The 18,993-nt window shown below is 67.9% G+C and carries 16 protein-coding genes; 8 read left to right on the top strand and 8 right to left on the bottom strand.

Annotation, left to right across the window (positions count from 1 at the left end; genetic code table 11):
• Positions 1–82 precede the first annotated feature (82 nt).
• Genes EV643_RS21670 through EV643_RS21655 form a run of 4 tightly spaced genes read left to right on the top strand, consistent with a single transcriptional unit; the run spans position 83 to position 2,920 of the window.
• A complete protein-coding gene (locus EV643_RS21670; RefSeq protein ID WP_133801930.1) occupies positions 83–835 on the top strand; it encodes a maleate cis-trans isomerase family protein in 753 nt (250 codons plus the stop codon).
• The gene (locus EV643_RS21665; protein WP_133801929.1) at positions 832–1,458 is read left to right on the top strand and encodes a VOC family protein; all 627 of its coding nucleotides are present in this window, start codon (positions 832–834) and stop codon (positions 1,456–1,458) included. Before EV643_RS21670 ends, EV643_RS21665 begins: the two co-directional genes overlap by 4 nt.
• Positions 1,455–1,700: a hypothetical protein gene (locus EV643_RS21660; RefSeq protein ID WP_133801928.1), complete on the top strand. Its 246-nt coding sequence runs from the start codon at positions 1,455–1,457 to the stop codon at positions 1,698–1,700. The genes EV643_RS21665 and EV643_RS21660 overlap by 4 nt, the downstream gene beginning before the upstream one ends.
• The gene (locus EV643_RS21655) at positions 1,697–2,920 is read left to right on the top strand and encodes an alpha/beta hydrolase (RefSeq protein ID WP_133801927.1); all 1,224 of its coding nucleotides are present in this window, start codon (positions 1,697–1,699) and stop codon (positions 2,918–2,920) included. Before EV643_RS21660 ends, EV643_RS21655 begins: the two co-directional genes overlap by 4 nt.
• On the opposite strand, the gene EV643_RS21650 is transcribed toward EV643_RS21655, so the two are convergent.
• From EV643_RS21650 to EV643_RS21630, 5 genes are read right to left on the bottom strand one after another with little or no spacing between them, the layout of a single operon-like run.
• Positions 2,911–3,639, bottom strand: coding sequence for a TetR/AcrR family transcriptional regulator (locus EV643_RS21650; RefSeq protein WP_133801926.1), 729 nt, complete (start codon positions 3,637–3,639; stop codon positions 2,911–2,913). The two genes, EV643_RS21655 and EV643_RS21650, sit on opposite strands and share 10 nt — an antisense overlap.
• A 9-nt stretch (positions 3,640–3,648) precedes the next feature.
• A complete protein-coding gene (locus EV643_RS21645) occupies positions 3,649–5,289 on the bottom strand; it encodes a (2,3-dihydroxybenzoyl)adenylate synthase (protein ID WP_133801925.1) in 1,641 nt (546 codons plus the stop codon).
• Positions 5,286–6,818, bottom strand: a complete 1,533-nt coding sequence (locus tag EV643_RS21640; RefSeq protein ID WP_133801924.1) for an FAD-dependent monooxygenase — start codon at positions 6,816–6,818, stop codon at positions 5,286–5,288. Before EV643_RS21640 ends, EV643_RS21645 begins: the two co-directional genes overlap by 4 nt.
• Positions 6,815–9,130: a hydantoinase B/oxoprolinase family protein gene (locus EV643_RS21635; RefSeq protein ID WP_133801923.1), complete on the bottom strand. Its 2,316-nt coding sequence runs from the start codon at positions 9,128–9,130 to the stop codon at positions 6,815–6,817. The genes EV643_RS21640 and EV643_RS21635 overlap by 4 nt, the downstream gene beginning before the upstream one ends.
• A gap of 2 nt (positions 9,131–9,132) precedes the next feature.
• Positions 9,133–11,244, bottom strand: coding sequence for a hydantoinase/oxoprolinase family protein (locus EV643_RS21630; RefSeq protein WP_133801922.1), 2,112 nt, complete (start codon positions 11,242–11,244; stop codon positions 9,133–9,135).
• Positions 11,245–11,753: 509 nt separating this feature from the next.
• Between EV643_RS21630 and EV643_RS21625 the strand changes: the two genes are divergently transcribed.
• From EV643_RS21625 to EV643_RS21615, 3 genes are read left to right on the top strand one after another with little or no spacing between them, the layout of a single operon-like run.
• On the top strand, positions 11,754–12,398 hold the full coding sequence (locus EV643_RS21625; RefSeq protein ID WP_133801921.1) for an ATP-dependent Clp protease proteolytic subunit: 645 nt from the start codon (positions 11,754–11,756) through the stop codon (positions 12,396–12,398).
• A gap of 28 nt (positions 12,399–12,426) precedes the next feature.
• Entirely contained in the window at positions 12,427–13,209 is a 783-nt protein-coding gene (locus EV643_RS21620) for a TIGR01458 family HAD-type hydrolase (RefSeq protein ID WP_133801920.1), read from the top strand.
• Positions 13,203–13,766, top strand: coding sequence for an LLM class flavin-dependent oxidoreductase (locus EV643_RS21615; RefSeq protein ID WP_202869678.1), 564 nt, complete (start codon positions 13,203–13,205; stop codon positions 13,764–13,766). Before EV643_RS21620 ends, EV643_RS21615 begins: the two co-directional genes overlap by 7 nt.
• Before the next feature lie 127 nt (positions 13,767–13,893).
• Here EV643_RS21615 and EV643_RS21610 read toward each other — a convergent pair whose 3' ends face one another.
• The 3 genes from EV643_RS21610 to EV643_RS44220 form a co-directional block, all read right to left on the bottom strand.
• Positions 13,894–14,406, bottom strand: coding sequence for a DUF2461 family protein (locus EV643_RS21610; RefSeq protein WP_202869677.1), 513 nt, complete (start codon positions 14,404–14,406; stop codon positions 13,894–13,896).
• Between the two features lie 166 nt (positions 14,407–14,572).
• The gene (locus EV643_RS21605; RefSeq protein ID WP_133801918.1) at positions 14,573–14,986 is read right to left on the bottom strand and encodes a hypothetical protein; all 414 of its coding nucleotides are present in this window, start codon (positions 14,984–14,986) and stop codon (positions 14,573–14,575) included.
• Positions 14,986–17,283 carry a CehA/McbA family metallohydrolase gene (locus tag EV643_RS44220; protein ID WP_166665527.1) on the bottom strand — a complete coding sequence of 766 codons (2,298 nt, stop codon included), beginning with the start codon at positions 17,281–17,283 and terminating at the stop codon, positions 14,986–14,988. Before EV643_RS44220 ends, EV643_RS21605 begins: the two co-directional genes overlap by 1 nt.
• A 103-nt stretch (positions 17,284–17,386) precedes the next feature.
• Between EV643_RS44220 and EV643_RS21595 the strand changes: the two genes are divergently transcribed.
• Positions 17,387–18,985 (top strand): DUF4139 domain-containing protein, encoded by a 1,599-nt coding sequence (locus tag EV643_RS21595; protein ID WP_133801917.1) that lies wholly within the window; start codon positions 17,387–17,389, stop codon positions 18,983–18,985.
• Positions 18,986–18,993 lie beyond the last annotated feature (8 nt).

The following is an 18,993-nucleotide window of genomic DNA, read 5'->3' as shown; positions in this document are numbered from 1 at the left end:
GAGGTGCCCTCCAGGACAAATTGACGCTAGTGTTGACTTTTCGTCGGATCCGTCGAATGCTGGAGGAGGCGAGAGGATCTGGATGAGTCACGTACGTGTCGGGCTTGTTGTGCCCAGTTCGAATGTCACCGTTGAGACCGAGCTGCCGGCGTTACTCGGCCGGCATCCCGGGGCGACGTTCTCCTTCCATGGCAGCCGGATGCGGATGGCCAAGGTGTCGCCCGCGCAGCTGGCCGCGATGAACGCGCAGCGGGAGCGGTGCGTGATGGAGCTCGGGGACGCCGATCCGGATGTGCTGCTCTACGCGTGCCTCGTCGCGTTGATGTCCGTTGGTCCTGGCGAGCACCAGCGCGTCGAAGGATTGATCGCTGAGCAGCTCGCCACAGGTGGGTCCGGGACGTTGGTCAGGTCGAGTGCCGGTGCGCTGGTCGAGGCCCTTCGGGCTGTTCCGGCTCAGCGGATCGCGATTGTCACGCCGTACCTGAAACCACTGGCCGAGAAGGTGGTGACCTACCTCGAGGCGGAGGGTTTCGAGGTGGTGGATTGGCGGGCGCTGGAGGTTGAGGACAACCGTCAGGTCGGCTGCATCCAAGGCGACCTGGTGATGGCCGCCGCCCGCTCGCTGGAGTTGATTCGCGCGGACGCATTGGTGATCTCGGCATGTGTGCAGATGCCTTCGTTGCCGCTGGTCGAATCCGCCGAGCAGGAGTTCGGGCTTCCGGTGCTCTCGGCCGCGACGGCCGGCGCCTACAGCATCCTCAAGGCGGCCGATCTACCGATCGACATTCCCGGAGCAGGTTCGCTGCTCCGGCGCGAAGGAGGACTATCCCGATGAACGATCTCTCCGGACGGCATCTGGCCCGCGGTGTCGACCACGCTGCCTTCCCCACTTTCAACCCGGTCGGTACGGTCCGGTTCTACCGCGACGTCCTCGGCTTCCCGGTCGTGCACTCGATCTGCGCCGCCGGCTGGGGTCCGGACGATCATCCGGACTTCATCCACTTCTTCTTCGACATCGGCAACGACGACCGGATCGCGTTCTTCTACTACTTCGGGCTGCCGCGGCCGTCGTCGGAGGGGAAGGGTGATGCCTACGCACGGTTCGGCGACAGTACGCCGGACTGGTTCGTCCGATCGCGTCACCTGGCGATCCATGTCGACTCCGGGGACGCCTTGATGGAGTACCGCCGCCGGCTCGACCACAGCGAATGGCCGGTCGAGATGCAGGTCCAGCACGAGACGATCGAATCGATCTACACCCACGACCCGAACGGCTACCTGGTCGAGGTCACCCGGGCGCTGCGTCCGGTGACTCCGCAGGAGGATCTGGACGCCAACCTCACCATCGACGCGCTCGTCGACATCGCGCAGCGCGAGGGCCACACGATGGACGACCTGCTGACGCGCAAGGCCGAGCTGATAGTCGAACGCGCCCCGTCGTGGGAGGTGCGCGTATGAGCCGGCTGTACGTGCTCGACGTACCGGAGAACATCTCGGTGGCGAACGTCGCCGGTCAGTCCGACGGCGTCCAGGTGGACAAGCTCGGGCCCTACTTCGTCATCGAGCACAACGGCCCGATCGTCATAGACCGGCGCGCCACCGGATGCCGTCACGCCGTCTGGTACAGCTGCGTCGCCGGGTTGGCCGATGGGCGGATCGTCCAGTGGGACAAGGACGCGCTGCGAGTGGACCCGCGATGACGGCAACGCACCTGGGGGCCGGTCGCTACTCGTCCACCATCGAGTGGCCTGAAGCTGTCGCGACCAGTGTGCACGAGCTCAACACCAGCGACGACGCCAAGGTCACCGGCGTGCTGCGCGTGCCACGAGGAGCGACGACCGTCGTCACGATCATGCATCCGCGGCAGGACGTCACGCACCACCCGCTGATTCCGTACTTGCTGACCATGGGGTACGGCGTCTGGACGCAGGGCTCTCGTTCGCCGAACAACGACCTGAACCTGCTGCACGAGCAGGCGATCATCGACTTCGCCGCCGGTCACGTTTTCCTGCGTGACAAGGGCTTTGGCGTCTACTCGTTGGGTCATTCCGGCGGTGGGACGCTGGCCGCGTTCTACTGCCAGCAGGCCGCTCTACGTCCTGGTCAACGCCTCGCGAGCACGCCGTCCGGCCGGCCGGTTCCGCTGGCCGACACCGCGATGCCGCTGCCCGACGGGTGCATCTTCCTCGCTCCACATCCCGGCCAAGGCGCCCTCCTGCAGCGACTGATCGACCCGTCCGTGGTCGACGAATCCGACCCGCTCTCCGTCGATCCGGACCTCGACCCGTTCAACCCCGACAACGGATTCCGCCCGGCACCCCAGTCGAGCAGCTACGACGAAGCCTTCATCAATCGGTACCGGGCCGCCCAAGAGGACCGCGTACGACGCCTGGACGCGCAAGCTCGCGAATACGTGTCGGATGCCCAGCAGGCCAACCGCGCCTTCAAGACCGGCGGTGACGCGGCCGATCGTCGCCGCGCGATCGCCCCACGCCTGATGACCGTCTACCGCACCGACGCCGATCTGCGGAACCTCGATCTCTCGCTGGATCGCAACGATCGCCCGTACGGCTCACTGTTCGGCCGGCGCCCCGACCTGACCAACTACGGCCTGGTCGGCTTCGGCCGCCTGTCGACCGCCGAGGCCTGGCTCTCGACCTGGTCGGCCCTGTCCACCAACGCCACGTTCCTCGACTGCGCGCCAGGCGTCACCGTCCCGACGCTGCTGCTCGAGTTCACCGGTGACCAAGCGTCGTACCCCACCGACATCACCGCGATGAGCGCCGCACTGGCCGCCTCGGACCTGACCGTGCAGTCCGTGCCCGGTACCCACTTCGGTGGCCCGATCACGAAGGGCGCCGCGACCGGCACGTCCTTGGCGGCACAGCGGATCGAGAGCTGGCTGACGGCTCACGTCTGATCGGTGGACAGGATCTTCTCGAGGTGCTGAACGTCCTGCTTGAGGCGCTCGATCGCCCGGGTCCGCGGGTCCACGCCCGGATCGGCGTCGTCGGAGGAGAGAACCGAGACGACGGCGAGGTCGGCGATGGTCGTCGCGACCCGGCTGTTCTCCTCGGGCGTGCCGGGGTGGTGCCACCAGGCGACCCAGTTGCATTGGCCGATGACCGCGAGGGCGGCGATGCGGGGGTCGACCGGGCGGAACTCGCCGGAGGCGACGCCCGCCTCGATCACGGCGACGATCTCGTTGAGGACGTCGCGACGGCTCCGGTTGTACGGCCCGACCAGTTCGTCGGGCAGGTCCGCCTCTGAGCGGATCAGCAGCTGGAACTTGGCCGGTTCGCTCGCCTGTTGCAACGCAATGGCGTGGGCGATCTCGCGCAGCTTCTGGGCGGACCCGAGCTCGCTCCGTGCGCGGATGGCGCGCAGCGCACGCGCCGGTCCTTCGGCGAGCTCGCTGACCAGCTTGGCCAGGATCTCGTCCTTGTTCTTGACGTAGTGATAGAGCGCCGGCCGGGTCAGCCCGGTCGCGTCCGCGATGTCCTTCAGGCTCGTCCCGGAGAACCCACGCTCCGCGAAGAGCCGGGTCGCCTCGGCGATGATCTGACTCTCGACGAGATCGCGGCGGGTACTGCTCCGCACCCGCTCGTCGGCGTCGATCGCCTTCTTCCCTGAAGTCATGGGCAGACTCTAACCGCCGGCCCCGGCCCGCAGAGCGGCGGCGACGCGGTCGCGGAGCCGTGACTTGTCGATCTTGCCGACATTCGTGCGCGGCAGATCGTCCAACTGCTCAACCCGCTCCGGCCACTTGAACTTCGCGACCCCGAGCGACTCCAGGTACCGCTGGACGGCCGCAAGGTCGACAGCCGCGCCGGCGACGACGTACGCGCACGACCGCTCGCCCAACCGCGCATCGGGCATCGCGACAACGGCCGCCTGGTGGATGTCCGCGTGCCTGAGCAGCAGCAGTTCGATCTCCTCGGCATTGATCTTCTCGCCACCACGGTTGATCACGTCCTTGATGCGCCCCTCGATCAACAGCTGCGGCTTGCCGTCGTACGTCCCCCAGCGAGCCAGATCACCGGTGCGGTAGAACCCATCCGAGGTGAAGGCGACCGCGTTGCGTTCACCGGCCGCGTAGTACCCGGGGATCGTGTAGGGACCGCGGCAGCACAGTTCACCGATCCCGCCGTACGGGGCCTCGGCCTCGGCACCGGGGAGCAGGATGCGCACCTCGTCGTACTCGCTCAGCGGTGTGCCGACGGTCCGCAGCCGTGCCTCGGTGGGATCGTCGAGCCGGCTCATGACGAACAGTCCCTCGCCCATGCCGAACAGCTGTCCCGTCCAGATCCCGCGACGCTCGAGCTCGTCGAACAACGTCTCCGGAACCTTCGTGCCAGACAGCAGGACCTGCCGCAAGGCCGGTAGTTGATCGAGGAAGCCTGGCTGCAGGAGAGCGCCGAAGTGTCCGTGCCCGATCAACGCGGAGTCGACATCGGCGCCGCCCAGCAGGGCTGCTGAGGCCGCGGCGTCCGGGGTGCCGAGGACAAGGGTCGCTCCGCAGCTGTGGGCGGCGTGGATCGCGCAGGTGATACCGGCGTTGTGGATGACGGGGATCAGGTGACCGACCTTGGTCTCCGTCGTCCAGCCGAGCCGACGAGCGTAGGCCGCGGCGTTGTACCAGTACTCCGCATGGCGGCGGGGGATGAGCTTCGGTACGCCGGTCGTGCCGCCGGACAGCTGCAGAGCCGCCAGATCGTCAGGCCCGACGCCACTTTGGGCCTCATCGATACGGGCTCGAATCGCCGTCTCGCTCAGGTCGGCACCGAGTGTATCGAGCGAGGACGCCTCGGCACCGATGGTGATGAGGTGGCGGAGGGTTGGGTGGTCCGTGGCGATGTCATGGGCGAAGGCGACCAGGTCGAACGGGAGACCGGCCTCGACGAGGTGAGCGGTCGCCGAACACTGCCGGCTGATCTCGGCGATCTCGTGCGCCCGGTGAGCGGCGAGCGTCGCGACAGGTACCAGAGCGGCTTTGAGGCAGGCGTACCACACGACCACGGTCTCCAACCGGTTGGTGACCTGGAAGATCACCCGGTCGCCCGGCTGGAGCCCGAGATCGAGCAGGCCGGCCCCGATCCGATCGGTCTGCTCGTCAAGTTCGGCGTAGGTCAGACTCCCTTGCTCGGTGACCACGGCGACCTGACCAGGGTGCCGCTGCGCAACCGCGGTGAACTCACGAGCAATCGAGCGACTTCCCCACAGCCCGGCTGCCCGGTAACGCTCAGCCAGCTCCGGCCGGAACGGCGGCACAAGCTCATCCGTGATCACGCGGCACCGCCGAGGTCGACCAGGTCGACGCGTTCGGTGACGAGGGCGCCGACGGCGAGGTCGGTCGCACTCGGGTCGAGCTGAGCCACGACCAGGGCGCCCGCCTCGCGCCGGATCCGCTCCGCCACGTCGAACATCGTCAGCACCGAACCAGTATCCGCAGCAGTCGTCAGGAGTACGCCGGACAGAGCCTCGTCCGCCCCGATCTCCTTCACGAGCGTATCTGCTGCCGATCCCCACGGATCGGTCAAACTCAGGTGCACCGGGCGCAGGCCAGGGATCTCCGAAGCCCGCACTCGACGCGTCCCGAACGACTTGCCGAGCGGTTGCCGCAACACCCACTCGCCGCGGTTGCCGTCATCAACCTCTGCCACCTCGCACCGCGCATACTGAGCAAGCGCCGTGCGCACGACGTCCGCCGCCGACGCAGCGAACCGGTCGATCGACACCTTCCCCGCCCGGGTCATGTAGGAGACGAGGAGTTGCTCCACCGGCAGCGCGAGCCGCGTCGGGAACGAGTCCCACCAGCTCATGCTCCGAGCTGCCGTCTCCTGGAGATGTTCGACGGCCGGCCGCCGTACGCGCTCGTACTGCACCAGAGCCTCCTCCAGATCGCTGGAGTCGGAGATCGCCGCGGCCAGAGCGATGCCGCCCTCCATGGCGAGCTTCGTACCCGACCCGATCGAGTAGTGAGCGGTGTGGGCCGCGTCGCCGAGGAGAACGAGGTTGCCGTCGTGCCAGCGTTCGCAGCTGACCGTGCGGAACCGGAGCCAGCGTGTCCGATTCCCGATCAGCCGGTGCCCGTGCAGATGTTCGGCAAAGGCTTCACCGAGATACGCGAGCGCGTCCTCGTCACTGGCATCGAACGGCAGCCGCTCGGTGGTCACGTCGAACCCCGCCCGCCGCCACGTCTCCTCGTCGGTCTCGATCAGGAACGTGCTCCGATCACTCGCATAGGGATAGGCGTGCGCGACAAAGGTCCCGTATTCGGTTCGCACCGGCACGAACACCGCCCTGGGCAGCGCGACATCCGCACCGGCCCATAGATAGAGCCCCTTGTGTACGTCGACCCGCGCGCCGAACACCTCGGCATGTGCTTCCCGAGTCCCACTGCTGACACCGTCGGCGGCGATGACAAGGTCGGCGTCGAACTCGTCCGCGGTGACCCGCGAGTTGTAGCTGAACTCGACTCCGGCATCGACCGCATGGCTGCGCAGTACATCGAGCAACGTCGACCGGCCGATCGCGATCAGGTTGTCCACCGCCAGGCTCACCTGCCGGCCGCCGACCGCCATCGACATCTCGTGCGGCCACGAATTGGCGACGATCGCCGCGAGGGTCTCCGGATCCGCCGCGTCGAGGTTCCGCTGCGTGCGAGTCGCCAGACCGACACCGAAGCCGAAAGTACTCGCCGGCTCCGACTGCTCGAAGACCCGCACCCGGCTGTCGGGATGTCGGAGCTTGAGGAGCCGGGCGGCGTACAGACCGCCCGGTCCCCCGCCCAGCACGTCCACGGAACGGAGCTTCACTGCGACCCGCCCGCGAGCGCGAACCGGCCCACATCCGACACATGGTCGACGTGTTCCTTCGGCACGACCGCGGAGTAGACAGCCGTCCAGCACCCCGGGCAGCAGAGCTGCCGGAACACGACCTCGTCGTCGACATACGTCGCCGGGTCGGAAGTGATCTGCGGACCAGCCTCTGTCGACGGCCCCTCGAAGACCGCGAGCTGAAGCTGCGTGCCGGTAGTGAGGTCGGCGAGCTGGTGACCGCAGTGCGCACAACCAACCTCGTTGCCCGCGACAACCAGGTTGTCATCCAACCGTCGTGCACCCTCCAGGGCGATCCGCGCAGCACCGTTTGTCTCCGGCGCCTGCGAACGTTGACGGCGCTCGTCCCGCAGCCGATCACGCAGTACGGCGGTCTCCTCGCCGTCGACCACACCGTCGTACAGGACCACGCCGTACACCTGGAGCGCGGCCTCTGGTGAGACCTTCTGCTCCCGTACGTCGTCAGCAACTGCAGCCGGGTCGCGATGCAGCGGATCGCCGTACCCACCGCCACCTTGCCAGCTCAGGTACAGCACCTCACCCGGTGCTAGATAGGACTGCGCGTAACAGTTGCCGAGTTCAACACCATCGCCGAAGTCGTCTAGCGACTGTGGAACTTTCCCCTGCTTGAGAAGCCTGTGTACGTCGGCGCCACGGGCGACCGCGTCGAGACCCGTGTTGCCGGGGTAGCCGCCGGCGAGACCATTGTTCTGCGAGACCGCCTTGCCGGCCGACGCGAGAACCAGGCCCGCGGGGTTGTTCGACCCGTAAAGCGTCACCGCGACCGAGGCGCTGACGCCACCGCGCTGCCGCCCGGGACCACCCGAGTCAGGTTCCTCACGCCGCCAGAGCGTGAGCAGCGGGTAGAGGAACTCCGTCATCTCCACGTCGGGGATGCGCCCCATCGGGATGCAGAACAGACCTCCCGTATCCATGCCGTCCGCCTGCGGCCGGGCGCCGAATCCGCCGGCCATCGGCTCCATCATCACGTTGAGGAACGGCATCGGGAACTCGCCACGTTCGTCGAGCCCGGCTACGACCGCGGTGTCCCACGTACCGCAGCAGGCAGCCTGGACGCTCTTGCCGAGGTCCACCGACTGATCGAGCAACTGTGACAGGCACTCCGCGACCAACGTCCCCGTGAGCCAGGCCGGGCCGATCGGACCACGACTGACGGCCGCGGGGAACGTCGCGTTGTTGATGGTCCCTTCCTCGGCCACCAGGTCGAAGCAACGCATCAGTCCGCCCGCCGACCACGGGATGTCGTGGGCCAGGATCGGCAGCAACGCGAGCATCACGCCGCCGCGCATGCCGGCGAAGGTGCAGTTGATGACCCCGCTCTGCGGATCGGTGCCGTGGAAGTCGAAGGTCAGGTGATCGGCCTTCTTGGTCATCGCGACGGTGATCTTGTGGACGCCGCGGTCACCCTCGTGCGACTGGTCCTGGTAGCCGGTCGCGCGCCAGGTCCCATCGGGCAACGCGGTCAGCTTGCGCCGCAGCCGGCTCTCGGCGTCGGCCATCATCCGCTTCATGACCGCCTTGACCGTGTCCGCGCCGTACTGCTCGATGACATCGACCAGCCGTTTGCGGCCGACCGAGTTCGAGCCGATCTTGGCCCGGAGGTCGAGGTTGACCAGCATCGGCACACGTGACCGTCGTACCCAGGCATCGGCTACGTCGTTCTGCAGCTCGAAGTCGCGCACAACCTTGATCGGCGGCGTGGGAAGCGCCTCGGCAAACACGTCCTGCGCCGCTGGGGAGAACGAACCCAGCCCCACACCGCCGAGGTCAGGCTCGTGGCAGATCGCGCTGGTCCAGGCGAACAGCTTGCCGTCGTGGAAGACCGGCTGGAACACGATCACGTCGCTCTGGTGCAGACCGCCGCCGACCCACGGGTCGTTGCAGAGGAACATGTCCCCCTCGCGGATGCCGGGGTTGCCGGCCCTGTGCCGCAGGGTCCAGTAGATCGCGAGGTCGACGGCACCGACGAGCATCGTGTTGTAGAGACCGACCTGCACCTCCTGGCCGAGCTCGTCGCAGATCGCGAAGTCGAAGTCGTTCGCGTCGGTGACGATCGGTGAGCCGGACATCCGCTTCAGCGCTTCGCCCATCTCCTCGGTGACGGACCACAGGCGGTGCCGGATCACCTCGTAGGTCAACGGATCGAGGCCGTCGATCTGCTCCTGCGTGACGGTATGCACCGGCAGGGACGCGGGCAACGCGGAGGCAAGCACCGCCGGGTCGACCGGACGGCTGGAGAAGTACTCCGAACCGGGGATCTGCATCGACATGGTCAGGACCTCCGCTGGGTGTCGATCGTCAGGTTGCCGAGGTGGTCGACCACCCCAGTCATCTCCGGCGGTACGACGACAGTCGTGGTGGGCACTTCGATCACGGCGGGTCCGGTGATGACGTGGCCGGCTTTCAGCGCGCGATAGTCGTAGATCGGCGTCTCGACGTACCCGACCCGGGCATCGAGACAGACCTTCCTGGTCGAGTGCAACGCCGGGGACGGATCGGATCCGTCGGCATCGGCGAGCTTCGGCAGCACGGGCGAGAACGGCAGCACCCCGGTCCCCCGGACGCGGAAGGTGATCGCCTGGATCCCGGCGGCACTGAAGCCGGTGCCTTCGCCGTACAACTCGGCGTACCGCTTCTCGAACGCCTCGACGGTGTCGGCCATCGTCGTCGCGTCGAGCGGCCCGTTCGGGACCTCGACCGACACCTCGGCCAACTGCGCGGTGTAGCGCAGATCCAGCGATCGCACGCACTCGATGCGCTCGTAGCTCAGCCCCTGACGATCCAGGGCAGACCGCACCTGCTCCTCGAGCACGGCGAAGTTGTCCGCCGCCCGCACCGGATCGAACGGCATCGGCCCGGGATCGGACAGCTCCGACGCCAGTACGACGTCCGACGATGCCAGGCCGTAAGCGGAGAACGCCGACGCGACCGGCCCCAGCGGAACGACGACCTCCCGCACACCGACCTCGGCGGCGTACGACGCGCAGTACGCCGGACCGGCACCACCGAACGCGTACAGGACGAACGACCTCGGGTCGTGACCCGCCTCGACGACTGTCTTGCGCAGCAGGTCGCCGGTCTGGGCGTTCTGGATCGCGTAGATCGCGGCCGCGGCGTCCTCGACGCTGAGGCCGAGCGGACCGGCGATCTTCTCGCGGATCGCGCGCCGGGCAGCCTCCATGTCGAGTGCCTTGCGACCGCCGAGGAGTCCGGACTCCGGGAGAATACCCAGCACCAGGTTGGCGTCGGTGTTGGTCGGCTCCGCGCCTCCCGCGTCGTAACAGGCAGGGCCGGGCACCGATTGCGCGCTGCGTGGCCCGACCTGAAGGTTGCCACCGGCATCGATCCAGGCGATCGCGCCGCCACCCGAGCCGATCGCGTGCACCTCCAGCGTCGGCACGTTGACGGGATGGTGATTGATGATGGTGGTGCTGGCCCGGACCGGTTCGCCGTCCACGACCAGCCCGACCAGGAACGTCGTACCGCCGACGTCGGTGGTGATGATGTTGCGGTGGGCAAGCTGCCGGCCCAGCGACACCGCACCGACGACACCACCGGTCAGCACCGAGCCGACCGTACTGATCGCGGTCGAGGGTGCCTCGCTCGCGGCGATCGCGCCACCGTTGCTCTGCATCACCAGAAGCGGACCCACGAGACCTTGCGAACGGAGCCGGCGTTCGAGCGCGCCCAGGTAGTCGCGCAGGCCGGGGCCGATCTGCGAGCTCATGATCGTGGTCGCGTTGCGGGCGAACTCGCGAATCCGCGGACTCACCTCCGAGCTCAACGCGACGAACACGCCCGCGTCGATCTGGTGGATCAGCTGCCGGATCCGCTGCTCGTGCACCGGATTCTTGAACGACCACAACAGCGACACCGCGATCGAGCGGATCCCTTCCGCGAGCAGGCTGCTCACCGCCGTACGCGCGGAGTCCTCGTCGAGCGGTACGACGACGTTGCCATCCCGGTCGATCCGCTCGACCACCTCCAGCGCGTGCCGCTTGGGGATCAAGCCGTGGTTCTTGCCCTGACCGAGCACGTTCTGCAACTCGTCCGGTGACGACCCGAGGTAGCGGCCCTCGACGTTCATGATGAAGATCGAGTCGCGGTGCCCGACCGTCGTGAGGAACCCGACCGGCGGCACGTTGCCCGTCACCAGTGCGTTCAGCGACGATGTCGTACCGTGCGCGATGTGATGCGTCTTGCCGAGCATCTCCTCCACCGGCTCGGCCAGCTGCTCGGCCAGTCCGGCCAGCGCATCCATGACTCCCTGCGAGTAGTCGTCCGGCGTCGACGGCGCCTTGGCCGCGACAACCGTCCCCGCATCGTCATCCAACACCGCATCCGTGAACGTCCCACCGACATCCACCCCGATGACATAAGCCATGGCGCCCTCGCTTCCTTGGAGAACACCAACGTAAGCGCGCCTGACGCTCGCGTCAATACTTTGACACTCTAGTCAGCTCAGCAGTCGGCCCGGGATCCCCAGCGGCGGCCTCAGAGCGCTGGCTACGGTTCAGAACAACCGGCGCTCCAGCTTGTCGAACTGCCGCTGCCTCCACCAGTCCAGTGCCCGACCCACCCGCTTCATTCAACCCACACGGACCACCCCCGGGCGCGGTGGGCGCAGTTGCCAGTGGCAACTGCGTCGGCAACGAGGTCTTGCTGTACCGCTGCAGGACTGATGCCCGGGCGAACCGGCGTCCCTGGTCGTTCGTGGCTCAACGGCGCCTCCTGGAGGTCGCCGGACACCAAGCAGGAGTTCGCCGCACACCTGAATCTCGTCATGACCGGCCGGTCCGGCAAACGAGGCGTCCAGCCCGAGTTGGGGGTTCCACAGCGGAGATCACAGGCGCACGCTGGTGGAATCACGGATGACACAGCCGGGAGGAAGTCATGTTCCTGGAGAATCCCACCGCCACCTGGCCACCGTGGCCACCCGAGGTACCACCGCTTCGGCCGCCGGAACGACCTGCGCCACAGCCCGTTCTGCCGTCCTGGCTCGAACCTGAGCCGGTCGGGCTGGACCGCGACGTGGCCGACCGACTGCTGCAACAGCGGGTGATCGTCGTCGGTGGCCGCCTCGACGACTCGGTGGCGAGCCGGGTGGCGGCACAGCTGCTCCTTCTCGATACCCAGGAAGCCACCCCGATCACGCTGCACCTGGCTTGCACCGATGCAGACCTGGAGCCGTCGCTCGCCCTCGCCGGCGCCATCGATCTTGTCCAGGCACCGGTCCACGCCGTCGTCCGTGGAACGCTCCGCGGGCCGGCGGTCGCCGTACTGTGCGCCGCACAGCAACGGGCCGCACATCAACACACGATGTTCGTCTTGCTGTCCCCACAATTCTCCGGTGAGGGCACCGCCGCGGAACTGGCCACGCTGGCCGACCAGCACGAACGCCAGGTGGCGCGACTGCGAGATCTCATTGTCCGTGCGACCGGACGTACCACGCAGGAAGTGGCCGCAGATCTCGACGCAGGCCGCGTGCTCGGCGCGGACGAGGCGAAGGATTACGGCCTCGTCAGCCAGTTGTTGTGACCGGTGCGCAAGGAAGGCAGGCTTGCACATGCGCGCGATCCTGCTGGACCTCGACGGCGTCTTGTACGTCGGTGACGAGGCGGTGCCCGGAGCGGCGGATGCGATCGCGTGGTTGCGGCGGCACGAGGTCCCGCACGTGTTCGTGACCAACACGTCTTCGCGTCCGCGTGCCGCCATCGCAGCCAAGCTCGCCGGATTCGGCATCGAGGCGACGGTAGACCAGATCCTGACTCCCGCGACGGCGGCCGCAGCCTGGTTGCGGGACTCACCCACCGGCCGGCCGGCCCTCTTCGTCCCGGAGGAAACCGCGGCCGAGTTCGCCGACCTGGACCCGATGCCGGCCGATGCCGAGGACGGCGCGGGCTGTGTCGTGGTCGGTGACCTAGGCCGCGGATGGGACTTCGAGACCCTCAACCGGGCCTTCCGGCTGCTCATGACCGAGCCTCGGCCGGCCCTCGTCGCGCTGGGGATGACCCGCTACTGGCGGGCAGCGGATGGTCTGCGCCTCGACGCCGGCGCTTTCGTACACGCATTGGAATACGCGTCCGGCGCAACCGCGGTGGTGATGGGCAAGCCGGACCCGGGGTTCTACGATCTCGCCGTACGGCGGGTCGGCGTACCGAAGTCCGAGGTCGTGATGCTGGGCGACGATATCCGCGCCGATGTCGACGGCGCACAGCAAGCCGGGCTCGCCGGCGTGCTGGTTCGGACCGGCAAATACACCGACGCCGATCTCCAAAGCGGGGTGGTCCCGCACGCCACGCTGGAAAGCATCGCCGACCTGCCCGACTGGTGGCCCGGCCCGTGCTGAGGGCACCGCCGATCTGGATCGACGACGAGTTCGGCAGCTTCGGCGACACGACCGATCCGTTGGTGCTGGCCGGGCGGCTCGACGAAGGACTCGACCTGCTCGCCCGCTACTGGTCCGGCGAGACCGTGAACCACCAGGGTGAGCACTACCGGGTCGACGACGTGACGTTGCTCCCGGCAACCGTTCAGCGCCCACGGCCGCCCGTCTGGATCGCCGGCTACTGGCCTCGTCGGGCTCCGATGCGCCGCGCCGCCCGCTGGGACGGCGCCGTGCCGCTGTTCCTGAACGCCAACCACGGCGAGGCTCCAGGCGCCGAGGACGTGCGGGAGCTCATGACGTATCTCAACGACCAGCGCGATGACCGGACGACGCCGTACGACGTCATCGTCGGCGGCATCAGCCCGGCCGACCCCGCGAACTCGCGCGCACTGATCGAGCCGCTGGCCGAAGCGGGCGCCACCTGGTGGGACGAACGCCAACTCCTCGGCGGTACGGAGTTCTACCGCCTCGACCCGATCCTCCACCGCATCGAACAAGGCCCACCAAGCCTCGTCTGACAGACCTCCCGGCCTGACGGACGAACCGGCCGCGTCTCGCTCAAGGCACAGCTACTCCCCCGCCAGTACTGACCTCCCGCAGGCAGTCGTCCAGCGACCTGATCGCGCTTCGCCCACCCGAGCGGCGTCAGGGTCGGGGCCGTGACACGTTCTCAACCAGCCACCGTGCCAGCGGGCGCAACTGGGAGAAGGCGGAGACCACTCGGTCGGCCGCGGCGGGTGTGTGAATCCAGTCGTCACAGCCGAGCGGCCGGGTCGCGATGACCGATCGGTGCCTCAGCAGCCGCGCCCGCGGGTGGTCGGCCGGATACCCTCGGAGCGGACGCTTCAGCAAGTCGCCCGAGATCACGAATCCCTCGCGCTCGAGCTTCCGGACGATGCCGGTCAGCCGCCGCCCGGAACCGGACTCGGCCACCGCGGCCCGGTACCGCCCGATCTGCACCGCCGGCGCGTACCACCACGCCACGCCAACCTCCAGGCCGTCGAGATCGAACCGGACGCCCAGTTCGACGTTCCGGGCCAGCCGAACGATCGCGTGCTGCCGCTGCCATGCCTCCAGCAGAACGTCGCCGTAGCCCCAGACGGAGAAGTCCTCGTACGCGGAATCCGCGTCAGCCAGTGTGTTGAGCAGCTCGATCATCGGACGGCGAACCAGCTCCTCCCGGTCTCGCCTGCATCGCCGCCTGACCTCGGCGGGAGGATCACCGTCAAGCTGGAGCAGCACATCGAAGGCTGCCCTCGGCCACCCCTCGAAATCACCGGTCACAACCGGCAGCCTAGCGAGCCTACGCACCCGGCAACCCGCCTCACGCAATCGGGAGGGGAGCGACGTGCGACCGGAGGATCAGGTGCAGGGAGCTGTGGATGGCCAGCCCTCCGAGTGCTCCTAAGGCACGGAACGTCAGTGTGACGTCCACGATCGTCGGTACGTCGAAGCGGACCCGGAAGCCACCCTCCTGGCGCGGTTCGCCGGTCAACTCGTGCACCGGAAGGTCCAGCTCGACGTCCGGCACCGGGTCGCCCTCGATCACCAGCAGACCTGTCACATAACCGGTGTTGACGATCGGGAACTCGATCGTGTGCCAGTCACCGATGGTCAAGCTCTCCACCCGGCTCTCGGTCCGGGCGACATTCACCCGCGCCTCCGGATTGATCGTGACCGAGATCGGTGCCGTGGTGTCGACCGGCCCGCAACAGCCCGCCGGTTCGCCGTGAACCATCAGTCCACCTCACATTCGTCGCGCCGGACCAGATAGGTGGCTTGCGCGGCGTCGTACGCTTCCCGCGCCGCCGATCGTTCGGTCTCGCGAATGAACCCGGACTTCGCCTTCCACAGTGCGTCAACCGAGTCGTGCAACCATTGCGCGCTGCCACGCGACGCCCGGATCGGGAGCCCAGCGATCTCGACGAAGATCGGCTGGGTGTGGACACTGCGCAGGATCCGCAGCGCGATCCAGGACGAACGCTTCAGGTCCACGTCGAACTCGATTGCCTGCTCGTTGCCGTCCGCAAGTAATTCCTGCGCCCCGGCCGGCACGCCGTTCACCAGGACCTCGACGAGCACATTGCGGGATCGGCCGATCCGCGACCGCTCGAGATGCCAGCCGACAGGTGCGGAGTACACCGGCCGGCCCGCCGCTGGTGGCGCGGGTGGTTCTTCGGGTAACCAGGCCGCGACCGTCGCGGTGACCCGGACCGGTCCCGGAGCGTCGCCTGCGTGCTCCCGGCCGGTGTCGCCGTCGACAGCGAAGTCATATACGTGGCTGCGGCCGTCGCCGAAGTACGACGGGCCCTCCTTCAGCCCATCGAGCCACGCCTCCAAGGCCTGCTCACCTTGCGGCGCCTCAGGCAGCCGGACATAGGTGCGCCCGACTCCCGGGCCGTCGTCGTAGATGCAGGGATAGTCGGTCTCGCCGAGCATCAGAGTGCGGTAGCCGACGTTCAGCAGGTGGTACCAGATGTTGAGTTCGGCGGCGGGAGCGAACTCGGCACCGCACTGGAAGTCGGCGGCGCCGAGCGGCACATCGACGATGATCTCGTTGGAACCGATCGACTGGAACCCCGGGATGACGTAGTTCGGCAACTCGTCGGTTCCGACCGAGAGGCCGAGACCGCAGTGCGCATACCCGACCAGCGCGCTCTGCGCGTGGCCCCAGCGCATGACCGGCAAGTTCCACGACGGCCAGTCCTCGATCAGCTGGGTGCCGGGGTAGTCCTGATCGGTGAGCCCCAGCAGGATGACGTGACCGGAATGGCTGGACGGGAAACCCGACACCTCGAGGTCGTACCGGAGCAGGCTCTGGCTGTCGCGGTCGGTGTCCTGTGGATCCCATGTCATGCCTTGGGCTTGCTGCATGGCGGGGTACTCCAGCTCGGCGCGCGGACTGATGGACAAGCCGCTGAAGAACTGCTTCTGGTGGTAATAGCACGGTCCCCAGGTGAGCACGCTGCCCATCCAGAGCCCTTCGCCGCGAACGTGCCGGATCATCGTCTCCGGAGTGACGCCCTCCGAAGGCACGCTGTAGTGCGAGCAGCCGCCGGCGTGGATGTGCGGGTCACCCGAGTAGTAGCCACGTGCGGCCGGATCGGCCCAGCGATCGAGCTCGATCGTGACCGCCTCGATGTCGGCCGACAGGTCGACCTCGACGCGGACCTCGCGATACTCCGGTCCGCGGCGGGCGGAGATCTCGTACTGACCGGCCGGCAGCGTGATCACCTCGCCGGTCGCCCGGTAGACGTGTTCGTGGAAGAACATGTCCGGCGCCAGCCGCATCGCCTTCGACGGGTACGCCCGCCGCTGGGAATCCCGGACGGTCAGCGCCGCCACGGTACTGTTCCCGTCAGGCTCCCGGACGTCGAACCGGATGTCGCGGGCGGGCAGGCAGTCGAAATCGAACATCGCGGCGTACTGACGGCTCTCGAATCCCATCCGCTGGCCGGCCTTCGCGACCGGCGGCCGGGTCAGGCTCTCCGTCGTCTCCTCCACCGCCAGGACGAACGTCAACTCACCGCTGCGGCCGCCGCCATCGCGGCTGTACAGGCTGATGACCTTGTACTCGACGTCCAGGCCGGACACGTCGGTCGGACCGGCGAGCTTCACCTGCAGCCAGCTGCCCTCGATCCGCGGTACGACGGTCAACGTGTCGTGCAGCGTGATCCGCGCTGCGTGGCTGTGGTGGTCGACCAGCCCGAGCACATGATTCGACGGCGCGGACAGATCACCCAGCAGCCGATGCGGGTTCGCGACACGGACCAGGAAGCTTCGCCACCCGTGCTGAACAAGTCGTGGTGGCGCAGCACCCGGCGTAGTCGCAGTCAGGCCCTGCGCGTCGATCTGGACGTCGGCGAGGACGTAGGGGCGCAGGAGTTCTTCGACTTTGGCGGACCTGACGGCGTCGGTCTGGGCATCGTCCGCCAGCTTTGCCAGCTGGCTGGTCAGGTCGTCGGGTAGGGGTTCACCGATGTCACGGAGTTTTTCAACGGCTCTAGTCGCGGACGCCAGTTGTGGCTGGAACACGGGACCTCCTCGTCGTGGACCAGCTTCGAGCTTAGTTGCCCCGGCTACGCCTGGCTCGCGGTTTTCGTCGGTGGACACAGAGGTGTGCGGCTAGTGTCGGGAGATGACCGAACTCGTGATAGACGCCCCGATCGTGGCCGTGGTCGTTTATCCCGACCGGGCCCGGATCACCCGACGGGGCAGGATCAAGACGCCGGCCGGTGACCAGACGGTGTACGTCGAGTCGCTCCCGCTTGCCTTGCAGGAAGACTCTGTCCGGGTCTCCGGCCGCGGACCGGCCACCGTGCTCGGTGTGGACGTGGCGATGCGGCATCATCCGCAGGCGCCGGACGAAACCGTGGCCGAGCTCGAGCGCCAGCGCCGCGAGGCCCAGGCTGTTGTCGAGGAGCTGACCGACGCCGACGAGGTCCAGGACCAGCTCCAGATGTTCCTCGCCCAGTTGGGCCGGCGAGCCGGGGGCACCTTCGCCCGCGCCCTTGCCGCCGGCGAGGCGAGCGTCGAGTTGGGAGAGTTCACCGAGTCGCTGGCCGGCCGGCTGTCCGCCGTACGGTCGGAGCGACGGCAGCTCGCCAAGCAGCGGCACGAGGCCGAGGAACGCCTCGCGGCCGCCGACCGTCGGCTTGCCGCGGTCGCGGAGCAACGCACTCCCGACCGCCGCTCCGCCGCCATTGGCTTGGCTGTAGTTGAAGACCTTCCCCACCCCACCACCCCGGTCGTCTCCGAGGCGGAGGTGGAGGTCGAGCTTTCGTACGTCGTGCCCGGCGCCGGCTGGACCAGCTCGTACGACATCCGCCTCACCGGAGACCAGTTGACACTGAGCTGGTACGGCCTGATCACCCAGCACACCGGCGAGGACTGGCCCGAGTGCGACCTCACCCTGTCGACAGCCCGCCCCATGCTGGCCGCGAAGATACCCGAGCTCGACCCCTGGTACCTCGACCGCCACCACCCGCCGGTACCGGTTGCTCCGGCCGCCGTCCCAGTGAGTGCTGACGTTGGCCGGCGGGCGGCGTACGGCGCCGAGAGCCTTCAGGCAGCAGCGGCGCCCGCCTTCGCCGACCTCGCCGCGACCGTCGAACAAGGTGTCACAGCAGCGACCTACACCCCACCGAGACCGGTTGCCGTGCCCGCGGACGGCGCCTCACACCGTGCGACGATCGCGTCCGTCGACCTCGACACGGTGCTGGACTACGTCACTGCGCCGGTCCAGTCAGCCGACGTCCACCTGCGGGCCACGGTCGTGAACTCTTCAGCGCACACGTTGCCCGCCGGAAGGGCCGCTGTCTTCCACGAGGCGGACTTCGTCGGCTCGACTGCGCTGCCGATGTGGGCTCCCGGCGAAGACGTTGAGCTCGCTCTCGGCCTGGACGACCGGATCCGCGTCGAGCGGAAGTTGGTACGCCGGACCGCGAGCAAGGCGACGCTCGGCTCGACTCGCCGGCGTGAGGTCGAGTACGAAACCCGGATCGAGAACCACACCCCACGCACGGCCCGGGTCACGGTACTCGATCAGTTGCCGGTACCACGCGACCACGAGATCGCCGTCAAGCCGATCACCGCCGAACCGGAGCCGGCCGAAACCACCGACCTCGGCGTCGTCACCTGGAAGCTCGACCTGGCCGCCGGCGCCGAGATCGGGATCAGGCTCGGCTTCCGGGTCGACGCCGGCAGGTCCGTCGAACTCACCGGCTGGCGCGAATAGCGAGATGT

This window comes from Kribbella caucasensis, assembly GCF_004361855.1.
Classification (GTDB): Bacteria; Actinomycetota; Actinomycetes; order Propionibacteriales; family Kribbellaceae; genus Kribbella; species Kribbella caucasensis.
This window is presented reverse-complemented; position numbering and strand designations above follow the sequence as displayed.